The organism is Achromobacter aloeverae, assembly GCF_004121055.1.
Taxonomy (GTDB): Bacteria; Pseudomonadota; Gammaproteobacteria; order Burkholderiales; family Burkholderiaceae_B; genus Bordetella_C; species Bordetella_C aloeverae.
Window position 1 is genome coordinate 324,719 of sequence record NZ_PYAL01000008.1, and the last position, 22,447, is coordinate 347,165.

Annotated in this window: 17 protein-coding genes and 1 pseudogene; 7 read left to right on the forward strand and 11 right to left on the reverse strand. The window is 66.6% G+C overall.

Features of this window, described 5'->3' with window-relative positions; genetic code table 11:
* Positions 1-77 precede the first annotated feature (77 nt).
* Positions 78-743 (forward strand): peroxiredoxin-like family protein, encoded by a 666-nt coding sequence (locus tag C7R54_RS24975; protein WP_129153472.1) that lies wholly within the window; start codon positions 78-80, stop codon positions 741-743.
* An 11-nt stretch (positions 744-754) separates the two neighbouring features.
* On the opposite strand, the gene C7R54_RS24980 is transcribed toward C7R54_RS24975, so the two are convergent.
* The 5 genes from C7R54_RS24980 to C7R54_RS25000 all read right to left on the reverse strand — a co-directional run bounded on the left by C7R54_RS24980 (position 755) and on the right by C7R54_RS25000 (position 6,302).
* Entirely contained in the window at positions 755-1,759 is a 1,005-nt protein-coding gene (locus C7R54_RS24980; protein ID WP_129153474.1) for a Bug family tripartite tricarboxylate transporter substrate binding protein, read from the reverse strand.
* Positions 1,760-2,037: 278 nt separating this feature from the next.
* Positions 2,038-2,778: an amino acid ABC transporter ATP-binding protein gene (locus C7R54_RS24985; protein ID WP_129153476.1), complete on the reverse strand. Its 741-nt coding sequence runs from the start codon at positions 2,776-2,778 to the stop codon at positions 2,038-2,040.
* A 59-nt stretch (positions 2,779-2,837) separates the two neighbouring features.
* A complete protein-coding gene (locus C7R54_RS24990) occupies positions 2,838-3,935 on the reverse strand; it encodes an amino acid ABC transporter permease (RefSeq protein WP_129153478.1) in 1,098 nt (365 codons plus the stop codon).
* A 1-nt stretch (position 3,936) separates the two neighbouring features.
* Positions 3,937-5,127 (reverse strand): amino acid ABC transporter permease, encoded by a 1,191-nt coding sequence (locus C7R54_RS24995; protein WP_129153480.1) that lies wholly within the window; start codon positions 5,125-5,127, stop codon positions 3,937-3,939.
* A 158-nt stretch (positions 5,128-5,285) separates the two neighbouring features.
* Complete coding sequence (locus tag C7R54_RS25000; RefSeq protein WP_129153482.1) at positions 5,286-6,302, reverse strand: amino acid ABC transporter substrate-binding protein; 1,017 nt, start codon at positions 6,300-6,302, stop codon at positions 5,286-5,288.
* Positions 6,303-6,476: 174 nt separating this feature from the next.
* Between C7R54_RS25000 and C7R54_RS25005 the strand changes: the two genes are divergently transcribed.
* The 3 genes from C7R54_RS25005 (at position 6,477) to cheD (ending at position 8,953) form a co-directional block, all read left to right on the forward strand.
* On the forward strand, positions 6,477-7,193 hold the full coding sequence (locus C7R54_RS25005; RefSeq protein ID WP_129153484.1) for a cell division ATP-binding protein FtsE: 717 nt from the start codon (positions 6,477-6,479) through the stop codon (positions 7,191-7,193).
* Positions 7,190-8,098 carry a cell division protein FtsX gene (locus tag C7R54_RS25010; protein WP_129153486.1) on the forward strand — a complete coding sequence of 303 codons (909 nt, stop codon included), beginning with the start codon at positions 7,190-7,192 and terminating at the stop codon, positions 8,096-8,098. Before C7R54_RS25005 ends, C7R54_RS25010 begins: the two co-directional genes overlap by 4 nt.
* A 207-nt stretch (positions 8,099-8,305) precedes the next feature.
* Complete coding sequence (gene cheD, locus C7R54_RS25015; RefSeq protein ID WP_129153488.1) at positions 8,306-8,953, forward strand: chemoreceptor glutamine deamidase CheD; 648 nt, start codon at positions 8,306-8,308, stop codon at positions 8,951-8,953.
* Positions 8,954-9,053: 100 nt separating this feature from the next.
* Here the strand turns inward: cheD and C7R54_RS25020 are convergent, their stop codons facing one another.
* A complete protein-coding gene (locus tag C7R54_RS25020; protein WP_129153490.1) occupies positions 9,054-12,719 on the reverse strand; it encodes an indolepyruvate ferredoxin oxidoreductase family protein in 3,666 nt (1,221 codons plus the stop codon).
* Positions 12,720-12,937: 218 nt separating this feature from the next.
* Here C7R54_RS25020 and C7R54_RS25025 point away from each other — a divergent pair, with 218 nt between their 5' ends.
* A complete protein-coding gene (locus C7R54_RS25025) occupies positions 12,938-14,080 on the forward strand; it encodes an A/G-specific adenine glycosylase (protein ID WP_129153492.1) in 1,143 nt (380 codons plus the stop codon).
* A 38-nt stretch (positions 14,081-14,118) separates the two neighbouring features.
* Here the strand turns inward: C7R54_RS25025 and rodA are convergent, their stop codons facing one another.
* The 5 genes and pseudogenes from rodA to C7R54_RS25055 form a co-directional block, all read right to left on the reverse strand.
* Positions 14,119-15,255 carry a rod shape-determining protein RodA gene (rodA, locus tag C7R54_RS25030; RefSeq protein WP_129153494.1) on the reverse strand — a complete coding sequence of 379 codons (1,137 nt, stop codon included), beginning with the start codon at positions 15,253-15,255 and terminating at the stop codon, positions 14,119-14,121.
* A gap of 554 nt (positions 15,256-15,809) precedes the next feature.
* Positions 15,810-17,705 (reverse strand): annotated as a pseudogene (mrdA, locus tag C7R54_RS25040) (penicillin-binding protein 2); the annotation flags it as partial.
* Positions 17,706-17,723: 18 nt separating this feature from the next.
* On the reverse strand, positions 17,724-18,230 hold the full coding sequence (gene mreD, locus C7R54_RS25045) for a rod shape-determining protein MreD (protein WP_129153699.1): 507 nt from the start codon (positions 18,228-18,230) through the stop codon (positions 17,724-17,726).
* A 46-nt stretch (positions 18,231-18,276) separates the two neighbouring features.
* Positions 18,277-19,176 carry a rod shape-determining protein MreC gene (mreC, locus tag C7R54_RS25050; RefSeq protein WP_129153496.1) on the reverse strand — a complete coding sequence of 300 codons (900 nt, stop codon included), beginning with the start codon at positions 19,174-19,176 and terminating at the stop codon, positions 18,277-18,279.
* A gap of 81 nt (positions 19,177-19,257) precedes the next feature.
* Positions 19,258-20,301 carry a rod shape-determining protein gene (locus C7R54_RS25055; RefSeq protein ID WP_057653883.1) on the reverse strand — a complete coding sequence of 348 codons (1,044 nt, stop codon included), beginning with the start codon at positions 20,299-20,301 and terminating at the stop codon, positions 19,258-19,260.
* A gap of 293 nt (positions 20,302-20,594) precedes the next feature.
* Between C7R54_RS25055 and gatC the strand changes: the two genes are divergently transcribed.
* The gene (gene gatC, locus C7R54_RS25060) at positions 20,595-20,903 is read left to right on the forward strand and encodes an Asp-tRNA(Asn)/Glu-tRNA(Gln) amidotransferase subunit GatC (RefSeq protein WP_129153498.1); all 309 of its coding nucleotides are present in this window, start codon (positions 20,595-20,597) and stop codon (positions 20,901-20,903) included.
* 2 nt (positions 20,904-20,905) lie between these two features.
* Positions 20,906-22,447, forward strand: coding sequence for an Asp-tRNA(Asn)/Glu-tRNA(Gln) amidotransferase subunit GatA (gene gatA, locus C7R54_RS25065; RefSeq protein ID WP_129153500.1), 1,542 nt, complete (start codon positions 20,906-20,908; stop codon positions 22,445-22,447).

The following is a 22,447-nucleotide window of genomic DNA, read 5'->3' on the forward strand; positions in this document are numbered from 1 at the left end:
TTCGCTTGAGTTCTCGCAAGAAGCAGCCTCAAGGACTGCTTCGTCCTTTTTCAATTTACCTTCCCAAGGAATCCACGATGTCGCTGCAAGACCAACTCGATGCTTTCAAAGCTGATTTCGAGGCAGGCAAGCCCCCATACAGCGTACCGCGCCCGGTGATCGACACCATGCATCGCGCTACGGCAGAACTTATCGCGTCCGGGGCGGCAGGGCGGGCGCTGAAAGCCGGCGAGCAGGCTCCGGCCTTCACGCTCGACGACCAGGACGGCAAACCGGTGTCCTCCGCAGGCCTGCTACGGCAGGGGCCTTTGGTGGTGACGTTCTACCGTGGCGTCTGGTGCCCGTATTGCAATATGGAGCTGCAAGCAATACAGGCCGCGTTGCCGGAGATCCACGCGGCGGGCGCCAGTGTCGTGGCCATCTCGCCCCAGTTGGCGGCCAACAGCCGCAAGTCGCGGCGGCAGAACCAGCTGGACTTTCCGATCCTGTCGGACACGCGCAACGATGTAGCCGCGGCATTCGGCCTGCGCTTCGCGTTGCAGGACTACCTGGTCGATCTATACAAGTCGCTGAAGAACGACCTGCCGGCATTCAACGGCGACCCAAGCTGGACGCTGCCCATGCCGGCCCGCTACGTCATTGCGCCCGACGGCACCATCGTCTACGCCGAGGTCAACCCCGACTACACGCGCCGTCCCGATCCGTCGGAAATGCTGCCGGCCATACGCAAGGCGGCAGCCTGAACCCATCGCGATCAGTTGAGCTTGGCGCCCGACAGCTTGACGATTTCCTTGTACTTGTCCTTCTCGCGGACCACGAAATCGGCGAATTCCTTTTCGCCCATGGGCTTGATTTCCGAGCCCATGGTCAGCAAGCGCTGGCGCACATCCGGCTGCAGCAGGGCCTGGCTATAGGCCTTGTTCAGCTTGTCCACCACGGGCGCGGGCGTGCCGCCGGTAGTGAAGACGCCGAACCAGGTGCCCAGGTCGAAGTCCTTGATGCCGCTTTCCTGCACCGTGGGCACGTCGGGCAGCAGGGAGGAACGTCCCGTGGTGGTCACGGCCAGGGCCTTGACCTTGCCATCCTTGATCAGCGGCGCCGACGCGGCCAGGTTGTCGAACATGAAGTCCGACTGGCCCGACAGCAGCGCCAGCTGTGCCGGCGCGGCGCCCTGGTAGGGGATGTGTTCGACATTGATGCCGGCGCGCGCCTTCAGCAGTTCACCGGCCAGGTGTCCCGCGCTGCCATTGCCGCCGGAGCCATAGTTCAGCTTGCCCGGGTTGGCCTTGGCATAGGCGATCAGGTCGCTCAGCTTCTCGATGTGGTTCTTCTTGGCGAAGTCCTGGTTCATGACCAGCACGTTCGGCACCGAGGCGACGATGGTGACCGGCGCGAAATCCTTGATGGGGTCGTAAGGCAGGTTGGCGAACAACCAGGGATTGATCGCGTGGGTCGCCACCGCGCCCATGACCAGCGTGTAGCCGTCGGGATTGGCCTTGGCGGCCAGGTCGGCGCCGATGTTGCCGCCCGCGCCGGCGCGGTTCTCCACGATCACGGGCTGGCCCAGCGAATCGCGCACCTTCTCCGCCAGCAGGCGGGCCATGGTGTCCAGCGGACCGCCGGGGGGATACGGCACGATGAAGCGCAGGGGCTTGCTGGGATAGTCGGCGGCCTGGGTCAGGCCTGGCGCGATGGCGGCCAGCGCCAGGGCGCTGCCCAGGAGAATGCGGCGCAGCGCGCCCCATGCAGGAATGGCCATGATGAGCTCCTCTTCTCGGATTGCATTTTGTAAGCAGGGCGTAGCATAACCCGGCCCATACGGCGTCAAAACGCCGGATAGGCCCGTGTTGCAAGAAACCCGGCGTTCTGGCGCGCCGGCACAACAGCGCGTGGCAACAGGAAGAAGAGGCAGTCGCCCCGGACAGGCTGGCGCCCTGCCCCGGCGACAGACCCTGGCCCGTCACCGTCGGACGGGCCGCCGCCCCAAGGGGGCCAACCCCAAGGGGGCCAACCCCAAGGAGGTCAACCCCAGGGCGGTCAATGCAGGATCTGGCTCAGGAAGAGCTTGGTGCGCTCGTTCTGCGGATTGTCGAAGAACGCGTCGGGGGCGTTCTGCTCGATGATCTCGCCGCGGTCCATGAAGATGACGCGATTGGCCACCTTGCGCGCGAAGCCCATTTCATGGGTCACGCACAGCATGGTCATGCCGCTTTCCTGGGCCAGCGTCACCATCACGTCCAGCACTTCCTTCACCATTTCCGGATCCAGCGCGGAGGTCGGCTCGTCGAACAGCATGACCTTGGGATTCATGCACAGCGACCGCGCGATGGCCACGCGTTGCTGCTGGCCGCCGGAGAGCTGGCCCGGGAATTTCTTCGCCTGGTCCGGGATGCGCACGCGCTCCAGGTACTTCATGGCGGTGGCTTCGGCCTCGGCCTTGGACTTCTTCAGCACCCACACCGGGCCCAGCGTCAGGTTCTCCAGCACCGTCAGGTGGGGGAACAGGTTGAAGTGCTGGAACACCATGCCGACGTCGCGGCGGATGGTCTCGATATTCTTCAGGTCGTTGGTCAACTCGGTGCCGTCGACCACGATCTGGCCCTGCTGGTGTTCTTCCAGCCGGTTGATGCAGCGGATCATCGTCGACTTGCCCGACCCCGACGGGCCGCAGATGACGATGCGTTCACCGGGTTCGACGTTCAAATTGATATTGCGCAGGACGTGGAACTGTCCGTACCACTTGTTGACGCCCTGCATGCGGATAATGGCCTCGGCCATGAGCGTGCTCCCCTGGAGGCGGGCGCATCCCACCGGATGCGCTCCGCGAAATTAGCGAATTAACGTTCGTGTCCGCGCCGCAGCCGGCGTTCGAGCGCCTGGCTGTACTTGGACATCGAAAAGCAGAAGATGAAATAGATCAGCGAGATGAACACGTAGGCCTCGACCCCGAAGCCGCGCCAGGCGGCGTCCGACAGCGCGGCCTTGGCCGCCAGCGTCAGGTCGAAGATGCCGATGATCACCACCAGCGACGTATCCTTGAACAGCGCGATGAAGATGCTGACCAGCGGCGGGATGACGATCTTCAGCGCCTGCGGCAGGATGATCTTGCGCATCTGCTGCCAGTAGGTCAGGCCCAGCGAATCGGCGCCCTCGTACTGCCCTTTGGGAATGGCCTGCAGCCCGCCCCGCACGGTCTCCGCGATATAGGCCGCGGCGAACAGGATGATGGCGATCTGCGCGCGCAGCAGCTTGTCGATGGAGAAGCCTTCCGGCAGGAACAGCGGCAGCATCACCGAGGACATGAACAGCAGGCTGATCAGCGGCACGCCGCGGATCAACTCGATGTACACCACGCACAAGGCCTTGATCGCCGGCATCTTCGAACGTCGCCCCAGCGCCAGCAGCACGCCGAAGGGAAAGGCGAAGGCGATACCGAAGGTGGCCAGGATCAGGGTCAGCGGCAAGCCGCCCCAGCGGGCGTTTTCCACCGGCGTCAGGCCCAGCACGCCCCCCCACATCAGCACGGCCACGAGCGACAGCCCGACTACCCAGACCCACAGCAGCCAGGGCTTCCAGAAGCGCCGCACGGCGCTGCATACGATCACGCCGATCAAAACGAAGGTGGCGACCAGGGGGCGCCATTGCTCGTCGTAGGGATAGGTGCCGAACAGGATCAGCCGGTGTTTTTCACGAATGAAGGCCCAGCAGGCGCCGCCCGATGCGCGGCATTCCTGCGCCGTCGAGGCCGAGAAATTGGCCTTGATGAACAGCCATTCGATGGCGGCGGGCACGCACATCAACAGGGCCCAGACGATGAGCACCGTCAACAGGATGTTCAGCGGCGAGGAAAACAGGCGGGTATGCACCCAGGCCCACGCGCCGACCTGGTTCGACGGCGGCGGCAGGGCTTCGGTGGGAGTGTGGGAGCCAGCCATATCAACGCTCCACCAGCGCGATGCGCTTGTTGTACCAGTTCATGAAAATCGAGATCGACAGGCTGACCGTCAGGTAGGCGGCCATGATGATGAGAATGCCTTCGATGGCCTGGCCGGTCTGGTTCAGCGTGGTGTTGACCACCGATACGATGTCCGGATAGCCGATGGCCACCGCCAGCGAACTGTTCTTGGTCAGGTTCAGGTACTGGCTGGTCATGGGCGGGATGATCACGCGCATGGCCTGCGGCAGCACCACCAGGCGCAGCACCAGGCCGCGGCGCAGGCCCAGCGAGCTGGCGGCCTCCGTCTGGCCGTGGCTGACCGCCTGGATGCCCGAGCGCACCACCTCGGCGATGAAGGCGCCGGTGTAGATGACCAGGCCCGCCAGCAGGGCCGTGAACTCCGGCGACAGCGTCATGCCGCCCTGGAAGTTGAAGCCCTTGAGCACCGGCACGTCCAGCGTCAGCGACGCGCCGCTGATCAGCCAGCCCACCACCGGCAGGGCGATGATCAGGGCGATCGCCCAGCGGGTCAGCGGGAAAATGCGGCCGGTTTTCTCCTGCCGCTTGTTGCCCCAGTGAGCCAGCGCGACGATGGCGACGATGGCCACGCCCAGCCCCGCCAGCATCCAGTCCACCGCATCGCCTTGCAGGGCGGGCAGCTTGAGGCCGCGATTGGAAATGAAGACGCCCGGCAGCGGCTGGTGCGCCTGGCGGGGCCCCGGCATGTTTTCCGTGATGATGGCGTACCAGAAAAACAATTGCAGCAGCAGCGGCACGTTGCGCATCACCTCGACATAGACCGAGGCCAGCTTGGCGACGAGCCAGTTCTTGGACAGGCGCCCGATCCCGACCAGCGTGCCCAGGATGGTGGCCAGCACGATGCCGATCACGGCCACGCGCAACGTATTGAGCAGGCCGACAAGGATGGCGCGCCCGTAAGTGTTGGCGGGCGTGTAGTCGATGGAGGTCTCGCCGATGGCGAAACCGGCCTCGCGGCCGAGGAAGCCGAAGCCGGTGGCGATATTGCGCACCGCGAGGTTATGCAGGGTGTTCGAAACGAGGAACCAGATCACCCAGGCGACGGCTGCCAGCGCGACGACCTGGTAGACCAGGGCGCGCAGGCCTGGATCGTTCCAGGACAGCTTGCGCGGCGGCGGCCCGGCGGGCGGAGTTTGGGAAGATGTCGTCATTGCGTATCCGCATCCAGGGCAGGTTGAAAGCGGTAAAACCGGAGTCCGGCAAAAACAAAGGCGGCCGCGCCGCCGCGCGTGGACTGGACGGTCCGCGATGGGCCGGGCGGCGCGGTGGCCAGGCGCCCGTCATGCGACGGGCGCCTTTCAGCCGGCAATCAGCGTACCGGCCAGCCGTACATCAGGCCGCCTTGCTGCCATTGCGCGTTCAGGCCACGCTGCAGCTTCATCGGGCTGGCGCCGCCCAGGTTGCGTTCGAAGCTTTCGCCATAGTTGCCCACGCTCTTGATGATGTTGTAGGCCCACTTGTCGTCCACGCCCAGGTTCTTGCCCATGCCCGGGGTCACGCCCAGGATGCGCTGCACGTTGGGATTGCTGCTCTTGAGCATTTCGTCGACGTTCTTCGAGGTGATGCCATATTCCTCGGCTTCCAGCATGGCATTCAGCGCCCAGCGCACGACGTTGAACCACTGCTCGTCGCCTTGGCGGACCATGGGACCCAGCGGTTCCTTGGAGAAGTTCTCCGGCAGAATGACGTACTTGTCCGGATTCTCCAGCGTGGTGCGGGTCGACGCCAGCTGCGACTTGTCGGTGGTGAACGCATCGCAGCGGCCAGCCGAGAAGGCGCGCACGATTTCGTCGTACTTGTCAATGACCACCGGCTTGAAGTCGATCTTGTTGGAACGGAACCAGTCGGCCAGGTTCAGTTCGGTGGTGGTGCCGGGCTGCACGCAGACCGTGGCGCCGCCCAGTTTCTTGGCGCTGTCCACGCCCAGGTCCTTGGAAACCATCACGCCCTGGCTGTCGTAATAGTTGACGCCGGTGCCTATCAGGCCCAGCGTGGTGTCACGGGTCAGGGTCTGGGTGGTATTGCGGGTAAGGACGTCGATTTCGCCGGACTGCAAGGCCGTGAAGCGCTGCTGCGTGTTGAGCGGCGTCACCTTGAACTTGCTGGCGTCATTGAACATGGTGGAGGCGATGGCGCGGCACAGATCGACGTCGAGGCCTTTCCATTCGCCCTTGCTGTCGGTTGCCGAGAAGCCGGGCACGCCGGTCGACACGCCGCATTGAACGAAACCTTTCTTTTTTACGTTGTCGAACGTCGTGCCGGCGTGAGCAGCGCCAGATACGGCCAGGAAAACAGCCGCGGCTGCTGCGATCTTGAAGGTTTTCATACGGTTCTCCGTGGAATTTTAGGAATCTGCGAACGGCGCCGGAGCATACCGCCCACAGAATGCGTGGTCGATGGTAGCGTTAGGTTAAATATAGGGACATGCGGGAAATCCCTGTCGGAAAATACTCGCCATACTGGCACACGGTAATATTGCGGCTACTTGCATTTATTCGCCATGATCGAATTCCAGCACGTCTTCAAATCCTATGGGCGCGGCCGCAATATCCTGGCCGACATCAACTTCCGCGTGACGGCGGGTGAATTCGTGTTCGTTTCCGGGCCATCTGGCGCGGGCAAGTCCACGCTGCTCAAGCTGATCGGAGGACTGGAGGCGCCCAGCCGCGGCTCCATCCAGGTCAACGGCCAGCGCCTGGACAAGCTGCCGGCGCGCGCCCGGCCGTATTTGCGTCGCGCGGTGGGCGTGATCCTGCAGGATACCCACCTGCTGTACGACCGCAGCGCCTTCGAAAACGTCATGCTGCCGCTGGCTGTCACCGGCCAGCCCTGGGATTCGGCCGCCAGCCGGGCCCGCGCCGCCCTGGACAAGGTGGGTTTGGCGGGCAAGGAGAGCATGAATCCGATCGAGTTGTCCGGCGGCGAGCAGCAGCGCCTGGCCATCGCCCGCGCCATCGTCAACCGGCCGGCCATACTCATCGCGGACGAACCGACGGCCAACCTCGATCACGACACCGCCTTGCGCATCATGAACGTATTCCGGGACTTCAACCGCGTGGGCGTCACCACCCTCATCGCCTCGCATGACGTCGAGCTGATGGCGCAGTATGCCCAACGCGTGCTGCGCATCGACCCAGGCCGTTTCGCCGATTCGCATCCGACGCCGGCGACGCGCCCGGCGGCGGCGACGGCGGCGGCCGTCGAGGAGCAAGCATGAGCGCCTGGCTGCGACAACACCGCTACGCGCTGGGTATCACCCTGCGCCGCATGCTGGCCCAACCGTTTTCCTCCGCCGCCAACCTGCTGGTGATGGCGCTGGCCCTGGCCCTGCCCATCCTGGGCGGCGCCATCCTGGTGTCCGTGCAGCCGGTGGCGCGCCAGGTGTCGGTGGCGCCCGAATTGACCGTATTCGTCAAGCTGAACGCGCCCGCCGGCACCGCCGACGCCATCGCCAGCCGCATACGCAAGGACTTCGATCCACAGGTGCGCAATGTCCGGGTGATCGGGCGCGACAGCGCCCTTGCGGAATTGCGCCGCAATCCCGCCTGGTCCGACGCCCTGGCGGTGCTGCCGTCCAATCCTCTCCCCGACGCCGTCGTGGCGACCTTGCGCGATGGCGACGGCCTGGCCGGCATCGCCAACGATCTGGCGGCCACCTGGCGCACCTGGGACCAGGTGGAGCAGGTACAACTGGACAGCCAATGGGTGCAGCGGCTGGAGGCGCTGTTGCGTTTCGGCCGCATCGGCCTGGTTTTCCTGGCGGCCTGCGTGGCCATGGTGGTGCTGGCCACGGTCTTCAACACGGTGCGCATGCAGGCGCTGTCGCAACGCGAGGAAATCGCCGTGGCGCGCCTGGTCGGCGCGACGGAATCCTTCGTGCGGCGTCCCTTTCTTTACCTGGGCGCCTTGTCCGGCGCGGTGGCCGCCCTGCTGGCGATAGGGGTGGCCGCGCTGGCCCTCACGCCGCTGAACGACGCCATGTTGTCGCTGGCGCGCAGCTACGGCGCGGACTTCGCGATCCGCCTGCCCGACCTGCCCTGGCTGGCGGCGGCGGTGGTGGGGGCCGGCGTGCTGGCCGCCCTGTCGGCGCGCTGGTCAGTCAAGCGCAGTACGCGCTTTTAAGCCGCTTAATCGGGGTAATCAACCCGGCGACGGCATGCAATATTGTTCGCGAACCGTGGCACAAAGGCGTGCCGGCGGGTTCGCGCGTCTCCTTCACGTCAAAAAGATGTCACCCTTGTTGGCCGCGCGGGCCGTATAATTTCGATATCTTTGTAAAGTTTTGAAACTTTCACCCTTTTTTTGTCCACGTTTCCGTGAAGCGCTTCCATGACGACTGCCCGTGACGCCCGCGCGACGCGCCACTATTTCGACAGTACGTTCAATTGCCAGGCCATGAAGGTCCTGCCGAATGAGTACTACGTCACTGGCGAGAACCTGATGATCACGACGGTGCTCGGTTCGTGCGTGGCTGCGTGCATACGCGACCCGCAGACCGGGGTGGGCGGCATGAACCATTTCATGCTGCCGGAGGGCGACAGCCAGTCTCCCGCTTCCGCCACGATGCGCTATGGCGCGTTCGCCATGGAAGTGCTGATCAATGAATTGCTGAAGGCCGGCGCCGCCCGCGAACGGCTGGAAGCCAAGGTCTTTGGCGGCGGCGCGGTGTTGTCGGCCATGCAGCAGATGAACATCGGCGAGCGCAACGGCCAGTTCGTGCTGAACTACCTGAAAACGGAAGGCATACCGGTACGGGCCCAGGACCTGGGCGACGTCTACGCACGGCGGGTCAATTTTTTCCCCCATGACGGCCGCGTCATGCTGCGCAAGATGGATTCGCGCACCCGCGCGGGCGAGGTCATCGCCAAGCGCGAAGTGGCGGTGGCCCAGACCCTGCAAGAAAAAACGGTCGCCAAGCCGCGCGTGGAACGCTTTGCCATGCCCGTGCGGCGCAAGGTCAACGCCCCGGCGACCTGATCGCGCGGCGGCGCCAGGCCGCCGCGGACTTGCTGTCATCCCGTTCGATCGCGGCGCCGACAGTGGCGCCGGCAGTGACTCCTTGCCGTCGCCATCCCCATCACGCAGCGCGCGCGCCGCCACCGATTTCCCGCACCGGCGCCGAGAACTTTTCCAGCAGCGCCGCCCGTTGCCCGGCCGCCTTCTCCATCGCGGCTTCCTTGATGTGCCCGTAGCCGCGTATCTGCTCCGGCAGGCTGGCCAACGCCACCGCGGATTCCAGGTTGCCGCGATCCAGCTTGGGCAGGATGGCACGCACGAGGGTCTCCCGGTACTCCCTGGCCAGGGCCCTTTCGGCCCGCCGTTCCGCGGTATGGCCAAAAGGATCCAGGGGCGTGCCACGCAGGAAGCGCAAGCGCGCCAGCAGGCCGAAGGCCTTGAGCATCCACGGTCCATAAGACCGCTTGACCAGGTGCCCCTGCGCGTCGCGTCGGGCGAAGAGGGGCGGCGCCAGATGGAAGTTCAACTTCCAGTCGCCCTCGAACTGGCGCTGCACCGCGGCCAGGAACTCGCCGTCGGTATAGAGACGCGCCACCTCGTACTCGTCCTTGTACGCCAGCAGCTTGAAGTAATAGCGCGCCACGGCTTCGGTAAGGCGGGCCGTGCCGGTGGCGGCCTGCTCGGCTTGGGCGACCTGTTCCACCAGCGCCTCGTAACCGCGCGCATAGGCGGCGTTCTGGTATTGCGCGAGAAAATCGCTGCGCGACCGCACCAGCGCCTGCACCGCGCCCGGTAGCCGGTAGGCCGCCGGCGTGCCTGCCGGCGCGGCAACGCCGTCGGCGGGCGCGCTCGAACGCGCGCCACGGCGGATCTCGATGACTTCCGCTCCTTCCGCATCCAGGCGCGTGCCCGCGCCCCCGGCAGGAGCCTGGACCAGCGCCTGCACGGCGTCCAGGTCCTGCGCGGCGCGCCGGCCCCACGCGAACGCCGCCTGGTTCCTGGCGACCTGTTGGCCATTGAGCTCGATGGCGCGCAGCAGGCTTTCGGCCGACAAGGGGATCCAGCCCTTCTGCCACGCATAGCCCAGCATCAGGGGATTGGCGTAGATGGCGTCGCCCAGCAGGCCCACCGCCAACTCGGCGGCATCCATGGCGTGGACATTTTCGGCGCCGCAGGCACGCCGCAGGTCGTGCAGCAGGTCGCTGCCGGGCAGGTGCCAGTCCGGATTGCCGACAAAGGCCGCCGTCGGCGCGACATCGCTATTGAGCAGCAGGCGGGTGCGATCGACGCGCATGCGGGCCAGCGCGTCCTGGCCGGTCGCGACCACCAGGTCGCCCGCCAGCACCACATCGGCCTCGCCCATGGCCACCCGCGTATTGAGCAGGCCGTCCGGCGATTCGGCCAGCACGACATGCGAATGCACGGCGCCGCCCTTTTGCGCCAGCCCGGCCATGTCCAGCACCGAGCAGCCCTTGCCTTCGATGTGCGCGGCCATGCCCAATAACTGGCCTATGGTGACCACGCCCGTGCCGCCCACCCCCGCTATGAAGATGCCATACGCGCGGTGCAGGTCGGGCAGCGTGGGCGCCGGCACGCCGGCGTCGATGGCGCCTTCCTGCGCCAGCGCCTTGGGCTGGCGCAGCTTGCCGCCTTCGACGGTAACGAAGCTGGGGCAGAACCCCTTGAGGCAGGAAAAGTCCTTGTTGCAGCTCGATTGATTGATGACCCGCTTGCGGCCGAATTCCGTTTCCAGCGGCTCGACCGACAGGCAATGCGATTTTTCCGAGCAGTCGCCGCAACCTTCGCATACCCGTTCGTTGATGACCACGCGGCGCGCGGGGTCGGGATACGCATTGTGCTTGCGGCGGCGGCGTTTCTCCGTGGCGCAGGTCTGGTCGTAGACCAGCACCGAGACGTTGGAATATTCGCGCAGCTCGCGCATCACCGCGTCCAGGTCGTCGCGATGGCGCACGGGCACGCCGGGCGCCATGTCCTTGATGCCGTGGTACTTCTCCGGCTCGTCGGTGACGACCACGATTTTCTCTATGCCCTCGGCCGCCATCTGCCGCGTGATCATGGGCACGCTGATGGGCCCGTCCACGGGCTGCCCGCCGGTCATGGCCACGGCGTCGTTGAACAGGATCTTGTAGGTGATGGGCACCTTGGCGGCCACCGCCGCCCGTATCGCCAGCAGGCCGGAGTGGTAATAGGTGCCGTCGCCCAGGTTGGCGAAGACATGCTTCTCGTCGGTGAAAGGCGCCTGGCCTATCCAGGGCACGCCCTCGCCGCCCATCTGCGTGAACACCTGGGTGTTGCGGCCCATCCACGTAACCATGTAGTGGCAGCCGATGCCCGCCATGCCGCGCGAGCCGTCCGGCAGGCGGGTCGAGGTATTGTGCGGACAGCCGGAACAGAACCAGGGCTTGCGCTCGGCCACCACGCGCGGCCGCGCCAACGCCCGCTCCGCGGCGTCGATGACCGCCAGGCGTGCCTCGATGCCGGCGCGCACGTCGTCCGGCAACTCGAAGCGCAGCAGGCGCGCACCGATGACCTTGGCGACGATGGCGGGCGAGAATTCGTAATGCGCGGGCAGCAGCCAGTTTCCTTGCGGCACCGACCATTCGCCGCCATCCTTGTCGTCGAACTTGCCCACCACGCGCGGGATCTTGCGGCCGGTGCCTATCCAACCGAACAACTCTTCCTTCAACTGGTATTCCAGCACCTGGCGCTTTTCCTCGACCACCAGGATTTCATCCAGGCCCTCGGCGAAGCGCTGCGTTCCGGTCGCCTCCAAGGGCCAGACCATGCCCACCTTGAACAACCGCACGCCGATACGCCGGCAGACATCATCGGTCAGGCCCAGGTCCGCCAGCGCCTGGCGGGTGTCCAGGTAAGCCTTGCCCGACGTCATGATGCCGAAGCGCGCCCGGTCGGCCGGTACCTGCCAGAGTTCGCGGTTCAGGCCATTGGCGCGCGCGTACGACAGCGCGGCATATAGCTTGTAGTCGAGCAGGCGGGCTTCCTGCTGCAGCGGCGTGTCGGGCAGGCGGATGTTCAGGCCGTCGGGCGGCATCTGGAAATCTTCCGGCAGGATGATGCGCACGCGGTCGGCGTCGACGTCGACGGACGCCGACACCTCGACGATATCGGTGATGCACTTGATGCCGACCCAGACGCCGGCATAGCGGCTCATGGCCCAGCCGTGCAGGCCGAAATCCAGCACCTCCTGCACGCTGGACGGGAACAGCACCGGAATCAGGCAGGCCTTGAAGATATGGTCGCTCTGGTGCGGCAGCGTGGAGGACTTGGCCGGATGGTCGTCGCCCGCAACCACCAGCACGCCGCCATGGCGCGACGTGCCGGCGGCATTGGCGTGCTTGAAGACATCGCCGCTGCGATCCACGCCCGGCCCCTTGCCGTACCACATGCCGAACACGCCGTCGTAGCGCGCGCCCGGGAAGAGATTGACCTGCTGCGAGCCCCACACCGCGGTGGCGGCAAGATCCTCGTTGATACCCGGCTGGAACTCGACGTGATGTTCCTTCAGGTACTTGGCCGCCTTCCACATATTCTGATCGACCCCGCCCAGCGGCGAACCGCGGTAACCGGACACGAAACCGGCGGTATTCAAGCCGGCCCGCAGGTCGCGCACGCGTTGGAGCATGGGCAGTCGCACGAGGGCATGGATGCCGCTCATCCAGGCGCGGCCGGTATGGAGGGTGTACTTGTCGTCCAGCTGGACGGAGGCGAGCGCCGCGCGTTGCGCCGGCGTGAGGGGGGCGTTCATCTTGTCTCCAGTTTGTCGTGGATAGCCCGGGCCGGCGCAGCGTCAGCTCTTTTGGAGCATTGCGGACCGATCCAGGCGTTCGCTCTAGGCAGCCGGCGGCCAATGCCGAACAGGACTTGCCGATCAACTTGTTGTGTGACTCGGTTGTAACTCCAGGCTGGGGGTTCCGCAATAGGGGACGTCCCCGGCCAGGCGCCCCCGTGCTGCATAATCACGGCATGAATTTCGCCCCTCGCATCGTCGCCTGGCAACGCCGCCATGGCCGCCATGACCTCCCCTGGCAGAACACCCGCGACCCTTATCGCATCTGGCTGTCGGAGATCATGCTGCAGCAGACCCAGGTCAGCACCGTCATTCCCTATTACCAGCGTTTCCTGGAACGCTTCCCCGACCTGGCTGCCCTGGCGGCGGCCGACCAGGACGAGGTCATGCCCTACTGGGCCGGCCTGGGCTACTACGCCAGGGCGCGCAACCTGCACCGCTGCGCCCAGGAAATCGTGCGCGACTGGAATGGACGCTTTCCGCCGGACGCGGCGGGCATCGCCACCCTGCCCGGTATCGGCCGCTCCACCGCCGCCGCCATCGCCGCCTTCGCCTATGGCGAAACATCGCCCATCATGGACGGCAACGTAAAACGGGTGTTCACGCGGCATTTCGGCATCGCCGGCGATCCGTCCAAGCGCGAGGTGGAAACGCGCCTGTGGACCCTGGCGGAGGAACAGGTAGCGACGGCGCGCGCCGACGCCGCGATCCTGGCCGCCGTGGCGAGCGCCGCCGCGGCCACGCCGGAAGAGGACCCCGTCGCCGCCTGCATGGTCAACTACATGGCCAGCTACACCCAGGGACTGATGGACCTGGGCGCGACCCTCTGTACGCGCGGCAAGCCGGACTGTGCGCGCTGCCCGGTGCAGGCGACATGCGTGGCCCGCATCGAAGGCCGCCAGGCCGAACTACCCACGCCCAAGGCCCGCAAGGCGACGCCGGAACGCAGCACCGGCATGCTGGTGCTGCGCCACGGCGGCCGCGTGCTGTTGCAGCAGCGGCCGTCGCCAGGCATCTGGGGCGGTCTGTGGAGCCTGCCGGAATTCGATCCCGCGCAAGGCGCGGCCACCGCGTGCGAGACGCTGGGCGCCCAGGCGGGAGATCTGTGCGAGCTTGCGGCTTTCGCGCATACCTTCACCCATTTCCGCCTGCACGTGCGGCCCTGGCTCGTGACCCTGCGGCAAGCGCCGGCCACGGTCGCCGCGCCGCAACGCTGGGTGGACGAGGCGGAACTTGCCCAGGTCGCCCTGCCGGCGCCCGTGCGCAAGCTGCTGGATGGCCTCTTCGCGGCGGGCTTGCCGCACATGCTGCCGGCCTAGCGACTGGCGACCAGCGACCAGCGGCCGGCGGCCGGCGGCTAGGTCTTGGTCCCGCGGTACCGGTTTATGCTCATCAGCATTCCGCAGGCCACGCCCACCGTCAGCAGGGCCGTGCCGCCGTAACTCATGAAAGGCAGGGGCACGCCCACGACCGGCAGGATGCCGGTGACCATGCCGATGTTCACGAATACATAAATGAAGAACATCATGGTCAGCGCACCCGCCAGCAGGCGGCCGAACTGCGTGGTGGCGCGGGTAGCGATGGTCAGCCCCCGCGCGATCAGCAGGCCATACAGGACCAGGATCATGACGCCCCCGTACAGGCCGAACTCCTCCGCGTACACCGCATAGATGAAGTCGGTGGTGCGCTCCGGAATGAAGTCCAGGTGCGTCTGGGTGCCCTTCATGTAGCCCTTGCCATACAGCCCGCCGGAACCGACGGCGATCATGGACTGGATGGTGTGGAAGCCCTTGCCCAGGGGGTCCGAGCTGGGGTCCAGCAGCGTGCAGACGCGATGCTTCTGGTAGTCGTGCAGGATGACCCAATCGACGTCGGGCTGGCACAGCTGTTCCTCGTAGGACACCAGCGTGCCGATACCGATGGCCGCGGCCAGCACGACGGGTATCAGCAGCTTGAAGGACAGTCCGGCGAAATAGATGACGCAGAAGCCCGCGCCGAACACCAGCAAGGCCGTGCCCAGGTCGGGCTGGCGCACGATCAGGAAAAACGGCACCACCAGCAACGCGCCTGCCACCAGGAAGTCGCGTATGCGGACCTGGCCTTCATGGCGCTGGAAATACCAGGCCAGCATCATGGGCAGCGCGATCTTCAGCATTTCCGACGGCTGGATGCGTGTGAAGCCGAGATTGAGCCAGCGCGTCGCGCCCTTGCTGGTCTCGCCGAACAGGTCCACCCCCACCAGCAAGGCCACGCCCACCAGGTAGAAAGGCAGCGCAAGCCGCATCAGCAGAGGCGGCGGCGTCAAGGCCACGATCCACATGGCGAAGAACGCGATGAGGAAGTTGCGCGACTGGTCGGCGAAGCGCCAATCGGTGCTGCCCACGGCCGAGTGCATGACCGTCAGGCCCAAGGCGGTGAACATCACCAGGATGAGCAATAGCGGCCAATCGAACGCGGTAAAAATGCGCAGCAGGATAAGGGCGATGCGTTTCATTGACGTCCTTGTTGCGCGGCGCCGGCGGACGGCGGCGACAGTCTCGGCGCCGGCACCTCGCGCAGGCCGCCAACGCCGGCGCCATTGCGGCCCGTGCCGCTGCCGGCGCCACTGCCACTGCCATTGCCACTGCCATTGCCGGCGCCATTCGCCGCGCCCGGCGTCGCCCGTGGCAACACGCCACTGCCATAGCTGCCCAGTCCTGACCGCGTCTCCGGGTCCCGCAGCGCCTCCGGCGTGCGGGACGTACGGGGATTGCCGCCGGCGGAGGTGTTCGCGGCCCCATTGCCGCCGCCGCGCGCGCCGGGCGCGCCCGGCGCCATGCCTGCCGGCGAGATGCCACCCGGCCGCCCGGGCACGGGATCGTTGGGCGAGTCGGCGGGCACCGCCATATTGCGCGACGGCGCCACCCGGCCTACCGTCTCCGGCTGGCCGTCGTGACCGGCGTTGCCGTGCTCGCCAGGATCGTCCGCTTCGGTGTCCGCCACGGCGTCCGCCTTGCGCGCCACGGCCGCGGCGCGGCCGGCAACGGCGCTCAGGCCGGCATGATCGATGGCGGCGTTATCGCTGGCCGCCACGTTGGGCACGCGCGGCGGCTCCTGTCCATGGTCCCTCAGCAGCCAGTAGTCTTCCACCTTGCGGGCGATCGGCGCGGCGACGCTGGCGCCCCACCCCGCGTTCTCCACGATCAGCGCCACCGCGATGCGCGGGTGGTCCACCGGCGCGAACCCCATGAACAGGGCGTGGTCGCGCAGGCGTTCGTCCACCGCGCTGGCGCGGTAGCGCGCGCCGCGCAGGCTGTAGACCTGCGCCGTGCCGGTCTTGCCGGCCGCCTGGTAAGGCGTGCCGCGGAAAGCCTGGCGCGCGGTCCCTACCTTCACCACGTCTGCCATGGCGCCCTTGACCACCGCCAGGTTCTCCTTGTGCAACGGAATCTGGTAGTCGGGCGCATTGGGCGTGGGCTTGTACTTCCCCGTGCGGGGGTCCTCGATGGCGTGCACCAGGTGGGGCTTGCGATAGAGCCCGTCGTTGGCCAGGGTGGCCGTGGCTTGCGCCAGTTGCAGCAGCGTGAAGGCGTTATAGCCCTGCCCCACCGCCACCGAAATCGTCTCGCCGGCATACCAGCGCTGCTTGTCCTTGTCCTTGTACGCCTTGCGCTTCCACTCCGTGGACGGCAGCACGCCGCGCTTCTCGCCTTCCAGGTCGATGCCGGTGATCTGGCCGAACCCGAACTGCTTGGTGAAGTCGTGCAGGGCGTTGACGCCGATCTCCGGCCCCAGCGAAAAGAAATAAGTATCGGACGACACCACGATGGCCTTGTGCATGTCGGTCGGACCGAACACGGCGCCCGCGGCGTTGCGGAACTTCTGTCCGCCGAACTCGAAATAGCCGGGGTCGGGAATGCGGTCCGTGGCGCGGCGCTTGCCCAGTTCCAGGGCGGCCATGGCCACGAAGGGCTTGTAGGTGGAGCCGATGGGATACGTCCCGTACAGGGGGCGATTGATCAACGGATGGTCGGGCGAATCATTGAGCATGCGCCAGTTGTCGACGTCGATGCCGTCGACGAACAGATTGGGGTCGAAGGATGGCTGGGAAACGAACGCCAGCACTTCCCCGGTATCCGGGTCGATCGCCACAAGGGCGCCGCGCTGGTTGCCGAAGGCTTCTTCAGCCACCTTCTGCAGCCCCATGTCGATGGACAACTGGATATCCGACCCCGGCACCGGGTCGATGCGGCGCAGCGTGCGCACCGGACGGCCGCCGGCGGTCACCTCGACCTCCTCCAGGCCGGTACGGCCGTGCAGCTGGGTCTCCCAGGTTTTCTCCACGCCCTTCTTGCCGATGTTCTCGGTGCCCCGGTAATTACCCAGCTCACCCGCCGCGTCCAGGTCCTCGATATCGTTGTCCGCGATACGGCCGATATAGCCGACCACGTGCGCGGCCGATGTCCCTTGCGGATACTCGCGCACCCAGCGCGCGCGCAGTTCCACGCCGGGGAACTGGAAGGCATGCGCGGCGAACCAGGCGGCCTCGGTCTCGTTCAGGTTGTTGCGCAGGACCAGGCTGGCGTAGCGGCTGGACTCCGCCACCTTGCGCTTGAAGCGGCGCTGGTCGGCCGGGCTGATGTACACCACCTGGGTCATGGCCTGGAACAACTGGTCCAGGTTGCCGGCATTCGCCGGCACGACCTCCAGGGTATAGGTGCGGTAATTGCGCGCCAGCACCACGCCGTTGCGGTCCAGGATATCGCCGCGCCGCGGCGGGATGGGCACCACCGCGATGCGGTTGCGGTCCGCTCGCTCGGACAGGCCTTCGTAGCGGTCCACCTGCAGCAGCCAGAACCGCCCCACCAGCGCACCGAAGCAGGCCAGGGCGAACAGGCCGCCGACCCAGGCGCGCAACCGAAAGCGCTGCTTCTGCTGCAAGCCGGTTTTCTTGAATTCAAACATGGAGCGCAAGAGCCGCCGTCAAACCGACGCCGACTCGACGTCGTCGGCGCCGCGCGTGGGCAGATGCAACACCCAGCCGACCATGGGCCACACGGCGGCGGTCAGCGCCACGCCGACCGCCCAGCCCCAGCCCGGCCACTTGCCGGCCATCCAGGCATGGATCACGGTGGTCAGCAGATGCGCGCCGAAGAAGATGGGCAGCATGTGCATGGCCTGGCCCCACAACTCGAAACGTTGCAGGCGGCGATGCAGGATGATGGCGCCATAGGCCACCAGGGTATAGCGCAGGGCCGTATCGCCCAGCACGCTGGCGTCATGCACGTCCATCAACAATCCGAAGATGAAGGCAGTGACCATGCCGATGCGCCGCGGCTCATGCACGCACCAGAAGGCGATGACCAGCATCAGCACGTCCGGGGCCTGCGGCCACAGCCGCCAGGGCAGCAGCGATGCCAGCCAAACCAGGATCAGCGAACCCCAGACCACGAAGCCATGCGCCGGCCGCGCCAGCCGTTCGGGTTCCACCGAGCGGCGGGTGCGCAGCAGGGACACGCGGTCCGGGCGCGAGGAGTCAGTCTGCGGTGTCCGGCTCACTGGGTTCGGCCTCCTTGCGGTTGGACTCGGCGCGACTCACGTCCACCTGCAAAACCAGGAAATGGCGATAACGTTCGGGATGGGCCAGCGGCTCGCACAGCGCGCGCGCGAAACCCGACGCGGTGTCCCGCTCGACCGATTTCACCTTGGCCACGGGCAGGCCGGCCGGGAACAGGCCGCCGACGCCGCTGGTCACGAGTGTATCGCCTTCTTTGATGTCGGCATTGGCCGACAGGTATCGGACTTCCATATTCCCCGGCGAGTTCCCGCCGAAGGCTATCAATCGCAAGCCGTTGCGCAGCAACTGCACTGGAATGGACACCTGCTCGTCCGTCACCAGCGCGGCCTCGGCCGTCATGGGCGTGACGCGCACGATCTGTCCGACCACGCCGCCTTCGTCGATGACGGGCATGCCCGGCGCCAGGCCCTGGCGGCTACCCTTGTTGAACACCAGGCGCTGGTTGAACGAATTCGGCGGCTCGTACAGGACTTCCACCACCACCGCCTGCTGCGACAGCGTATCGGTGACACCCAGCAGGCGGCGCAGTTGCGAATTCTCGGCGGCGAGCTGGGCGGCGTGCGTGGCCACCTGGGCCAGCTCGATGCGCTGGCGCTGCAGCGCCTCGTTCTCGGTGCGCACCAGGTTGGCGGCATTGAACCATTCGTTGACCTGCTGCACGACGTCGCGCGGCAGCAGCACGACGCGCTGGAAGGGATAGAGCACGACCGAGACGGCGCGCCGCAGGGGCTCCATGACGTGCCACTGGGCGTCGCCCAGCAACAATGCCAGCGCGAGCACGACCAGGACGACCAGCCGAGCCTCGGCGGGCAGTCCCTGTCTGAATAGCCGCGGAGCGGTGCCGTGATGTTGGGGCATGGATACTCACAGGCGGATAGCCCGGTTCCAGGCCGCCCCGCCGCAGCCACCCGGCAGGTAGCGTCGGAAAGGCGGGATAAATCAGTCGTTGATGAAAATGGCGCCCAGTTTTTCCAGATGCTCCAGGGCCTCGCCGCAGCCGCGCACCACGCAGGTGAGCGGATCGTCGGCCACCACCACCGGCAGGCCGGTCTCTTCCTGCAGCAGGCGGTCGAGGTCGCGCAGCAGCGCGCCGCCGCCGGTCAGGGCGATGCCCTTGTCGGTGATGTCGGCGCCCAGTTCGGGAGGCGTCTGCTCCAGCGCGATCTTCACGGCGGAAACGATCTGGTTCAACGGGTCCGTCAGCGATTCCAGGATCTCGTTCGACGACACCGTGAAACTGCGCGGCACGCCTTCGGCCAGGTTGCGCCCCTTGACTTCGATTTCGCGCACTTCCGAACCCGGGAATGCGGAACCGATCTGTTTCTTGATGAGTTCGGCGGTGGGCTCGCCGATCAACATGCCGTAGTTGCGGCGGATGTAGTTGACGATGGCCTCGTCGAACTTGTCGCCGCCCACGCGGACCGAGCCCTTGTAGACCATGCCGCCCAGCGAGATCACCGCCACCTCGGTGGTGCCGCCGCCGATGTCCACCACCATCGAGCCGCTGGCGTCGGAAACCGCCAGGCCGGCGCCGATGGCCGCGGCCATCGGTTCTTCGATCAGGTAGACGTGGGAAGCGCCGGCGCCCAGGGCCGACTCGCGGATGGCGCGGCGCTCGACCTGCGTCGAGCCGCAGGGCACGCAAACGATGATGCGCGGGCTGGGAGCCAGCATATTGCGCGGATGCACCATGCGGATGAACTGCTTGAGCATCTGCTCGGTGACCGTAAAGTCGGCGATGACGCCGTCTTTCATCGGCCGGATGGCCTCGATGTTGCCGGGAACCCGTCCCAGCATCTGTTTGGCTTCGTGACCGACTGCCTGGATGATCTTCTTGCCGTTGGGGCCGCCTTCGTGGCGAATGGCGACCACCGAGGGTTCATCCAACACAATGCCTTTGCCGCGAACGTAGATCAGCGTGTTGGCGGTGCCAAGGTCGATCGCCATATCGCTGGAAAAATAACTACGCAGAAATCCGAACATGGATGGTGGCTCAGCTAAATTCAGGAATTGGGTACGCGCTGCTACCGGGCGTTGGCCTGCAAGGCAGGCCCGCCTACGGGTGCAGCGATTAAACCGTGAATCATAACTTATAATTTCCCCGGAAATAGGCGGCTTTTTCCGGCTATTCCCCGGTTTGTAACGGAAGACTTGCCCTACCCGCGCGCTGGGCGGCCCTGCCGTCCACCGGGGAGGCTACAGCGCCGCGCCGGGGACTTTCCCCTGGCTGCGGCGGCCGCTCCCGACCCGCCTGCCTCAACATTTATTACATTCCCATGGCGCTGAACGAAAAAGACGTGGCCCGCATCGCCCGGCTGGCCCGCATCGAACTCACCCCGGAACGCCTGACCCGCGCCCAGGACGAGCTCAACGGCATGCTGCACATCATCGAACGGCTGCAGGCCGTCGATACGAAGGGTGTCGAACCTTTGGCCCACCCGCTGTCGGCGCACGAAGATGTCGTGCTGCGCCTGCGCGAGGACGCCGTGACGGAAACCGCGTCGCCCGAGCGTCGCGCGGACCTGCTGGCCAACGCCCCGGACGCGGCCGACGGCCTGTTCCTGGTTCCCAAGGTTCTGGAATGACCATGACGAAACCCGCCCTGCATACTGAATTCGACGACATCGCCGCCCTGCGCGCCGCCCTGGACCAGCGCAAGGTCAGCGCGGTGGAACTGGCGCAAAGCGCCCTGGACGCGGCCCAGGCCGCGCAGGACCTGAACGCCTTCCTGCATATCGACCCGGCGCTGACGCTGGCGCAGGCGAGCGCCGCCGACGCGGCCATCGCCGCCGGCACCGCCGGTCCGCTGGCCGGCATCCCCATCGCGCACAAGGACGCCTTCGTCACGCGCGGCTGGCGCAGCACCGCCGGCAGCAAGATGCTGGCCGACTATGTCAGCCCCTTCGACGCCACCGTGGTCGAGCGCCTGCAACAAGCCGGCGCGGTCTCCATCGGCAAGCTGAACTGCGACGAATTCGCCATGGGCTCGGGCAATGAAAACTCCGCCTTCGGCGTGGTGCGCAACCCCTGGGACCCGGCTGCCGTACCGGGCGGCTCCTCGGGCGGCTCGGCCGCCGCGGTGGCCGCCCGCCTGGTGCCCGCCGCCACCGGCACCGACACCGGGGGTTCCGTGCGCCAACCCGCCGCGCTTTGCGGCATCACCGGCATCAAGCCCACCTACGGCACGGTCTCGCGCTACGGCATCATCGCCTTCGGCTCCAGCCTGGACCAGGCCGGCCCGCTGGCCGCCAGCAGCCGCGATGCGCTGGCCCTGCTCGACGCGATGTCGGGCTTCGACCCCCGCGACGCCACCAGCGTGGAACGATGCGACGGCGCGGTGAACGAGCCTGGCCGCATCCGCCGCGACTTCGACGCCGCGCAGTCCCGTTACGACGGCGCGGGCGCCCGCCCGCTGGCCGGCCTGCGCATCGGCGTGCCGGCCGAGTACTTCGGCGACGGCCTGGCCGCGGACGTGCAGGCCGCGGTGGAAGCCGCGCTGCGCCAGTTCGAGGAACTGGGCGCGGTGCGGGTGCCGGTCTCGCTGCCGCGCACCGAACTGGCCATCCCCGCGTATTACGTCATCGCGCCCGCCGAGGCGTCCAGCAACCTGTCCCGCTACGACGGCGTGCGCTACGGCCACCGGGCCGCCGAATATGGCGACCTCAATGAAATGATCAGCCGTTCGCGCGCCGAAGGCTTCGGCGACGAGGTGAAGCGCCGCATCCTGGTGGGCACCTATGTGCTGTCGCACGGCTATTACGACGCCTACTACCTGCAGGCGCAGCGCCTGCGCCGCATGATCGCGCAGGACTTCCAGCGCGCGCTGGGCGAACAGTGCGACGTCATCATGGGCCCCGTGGCGCCCACGGTGGCCAAGGACATCGGCGAGAACCGCGACGATCCGACGGCCGACTGGCTGGCCGACATCTACACGCTGGGCGTCAGCCTGGCCGGCCTGCCCGCGATGTCCATCCCCTGCGGCTTCGGCCAGGGCAGCCATGCGCGCCGCCCGGTCGGCTTGCAGATCATCGGCAACTACTTCGACGAAGGCCGCTTGCTGGCCATCGCCGACCGCTATCAACAAGTGACCGACTGGCACCGCCGCGTGCCGTCCAAGCAGGACGCCTGA

What these genes read in the sequence shown, in the direction of transcription:
- C7R54_RS24975 (WP_129153472.1), top strand. Translation starts at nt 78, where the DNA reads ATGTCGCTGCAAGACCAACTCGATGCTTTCAAAGCTGATTTCGAGGCA.
- C7R54_RS24980 (WP_129153474.1), bottom strand. Translation starts at nt 1,759, where the DNA reads ATGGCCATTCCTGCATGGGGCGCGCTGCGCCGCATTCTCCTGGGCAGC.
- C7R54_RS24985 (WP_129153476.1), bottom strand. Translation starts at nt 2,778, where the DNA reads ATGGCCGAGGCCATTATCCGCATGCAGGGCGTCAACAAGTGGTACGGA.
- C7R54_RS24990 (WP_129153478.1), bottom strand. Translation starts at nt 3,935, where the DNA reads ATGGCTGGCTCCCACACTCCCACCGAAGCCCTGCCGCCGCCGTCGAAC.
- C7R54_RS24995 (WP_129153480.1), bottom strand. Translation starts at nt 5,127, where the DNA reads ATGACGACATCTTCCCAAACTCCGCCCGCCGGGCCGCCGCCGCGCAAG.
- C7R54_RS25000 (WP_129153482.1), bottom strand. Translation starts at nt 6,302, where the DNA reads ATGAAAACCTTCAAGATCGCAGCAGCCGCGGCTGTTTTCCTGGCCGTA.
- C7R54_RS25005 (WP_129153484.1), top strand. Translation starts at nt 6,477, where the DNA reads ATGATCGAATTCCAGCACGTCTTCAAATCCTATGGGCGCGGCCGCAAT.
- C7R54_RS25010 (WP_129153486.1), top strand. Translation starts at nt 7,190, where the DNA reads ATGAGCGCCTGGCTGCGACAACACCGCTACGCGCTGGGTATCACCCTG.
- cheD (WP_129153488.1), top strand. Translation starts at nt 8,306, where the DNA reads ATGACGACTGCCCGTGACGCCCGCGCGACGCGCCACTATTTCGACAGT.
- C7R54_RS25020 (WP_129153490.1), bottom strand. Translation starts at nt 12,719, where the DNA reads ATGAACGCCCCCCTCACGCCGGCGCAACGCGCGGCGCTCGCCTCCGTC.
- C7R54_RS25025 (WP_129153492.1), top strand. Translation starts at nt 12,938, where the DNA reads ATGAATTTCGCCCCTCGCATCGTCGCCTGGCAACGCCGCCATGGCCGC.
- rodA (WP_129153494.1), bottom strand. Translation starts at nt 15,255, where the DNA reads ATGAAACGCATCGCCCTTATCCTGCTGCGCATTTTTACCGCGTTCGAT.
- mreC (WP_129153496.1), bottom strand. Translation starts at nt 19,176, where the DNA reads ATGCCCCAACATCACGGCACCGCTCCGCGGCTATTCAGACAGGGACTG.
- C7R54_RS25055 (WP_057653883.1), bottom strand. Translation starts at nt 20,301, where the DNA reads ATGTTCGGATTTCTGCGTAGTTATTTTTCCAGCGATATGGCGATCGAC.
- gatC (WP_129153498.1), top strand. Translation starts at nt 20,595, where the DNA reads ATGGCGCTGAACGAAAAAGACGTGGCCCGCATCGCCCGGCTGGCCCGC.
- gatA (WP_129153500.1), top strand. Translation starts at nt 20,906, where the DNA reads ATGACGAAACCCGCCCTGCATACTGAATTCGACGACATCGCCGCCCTG.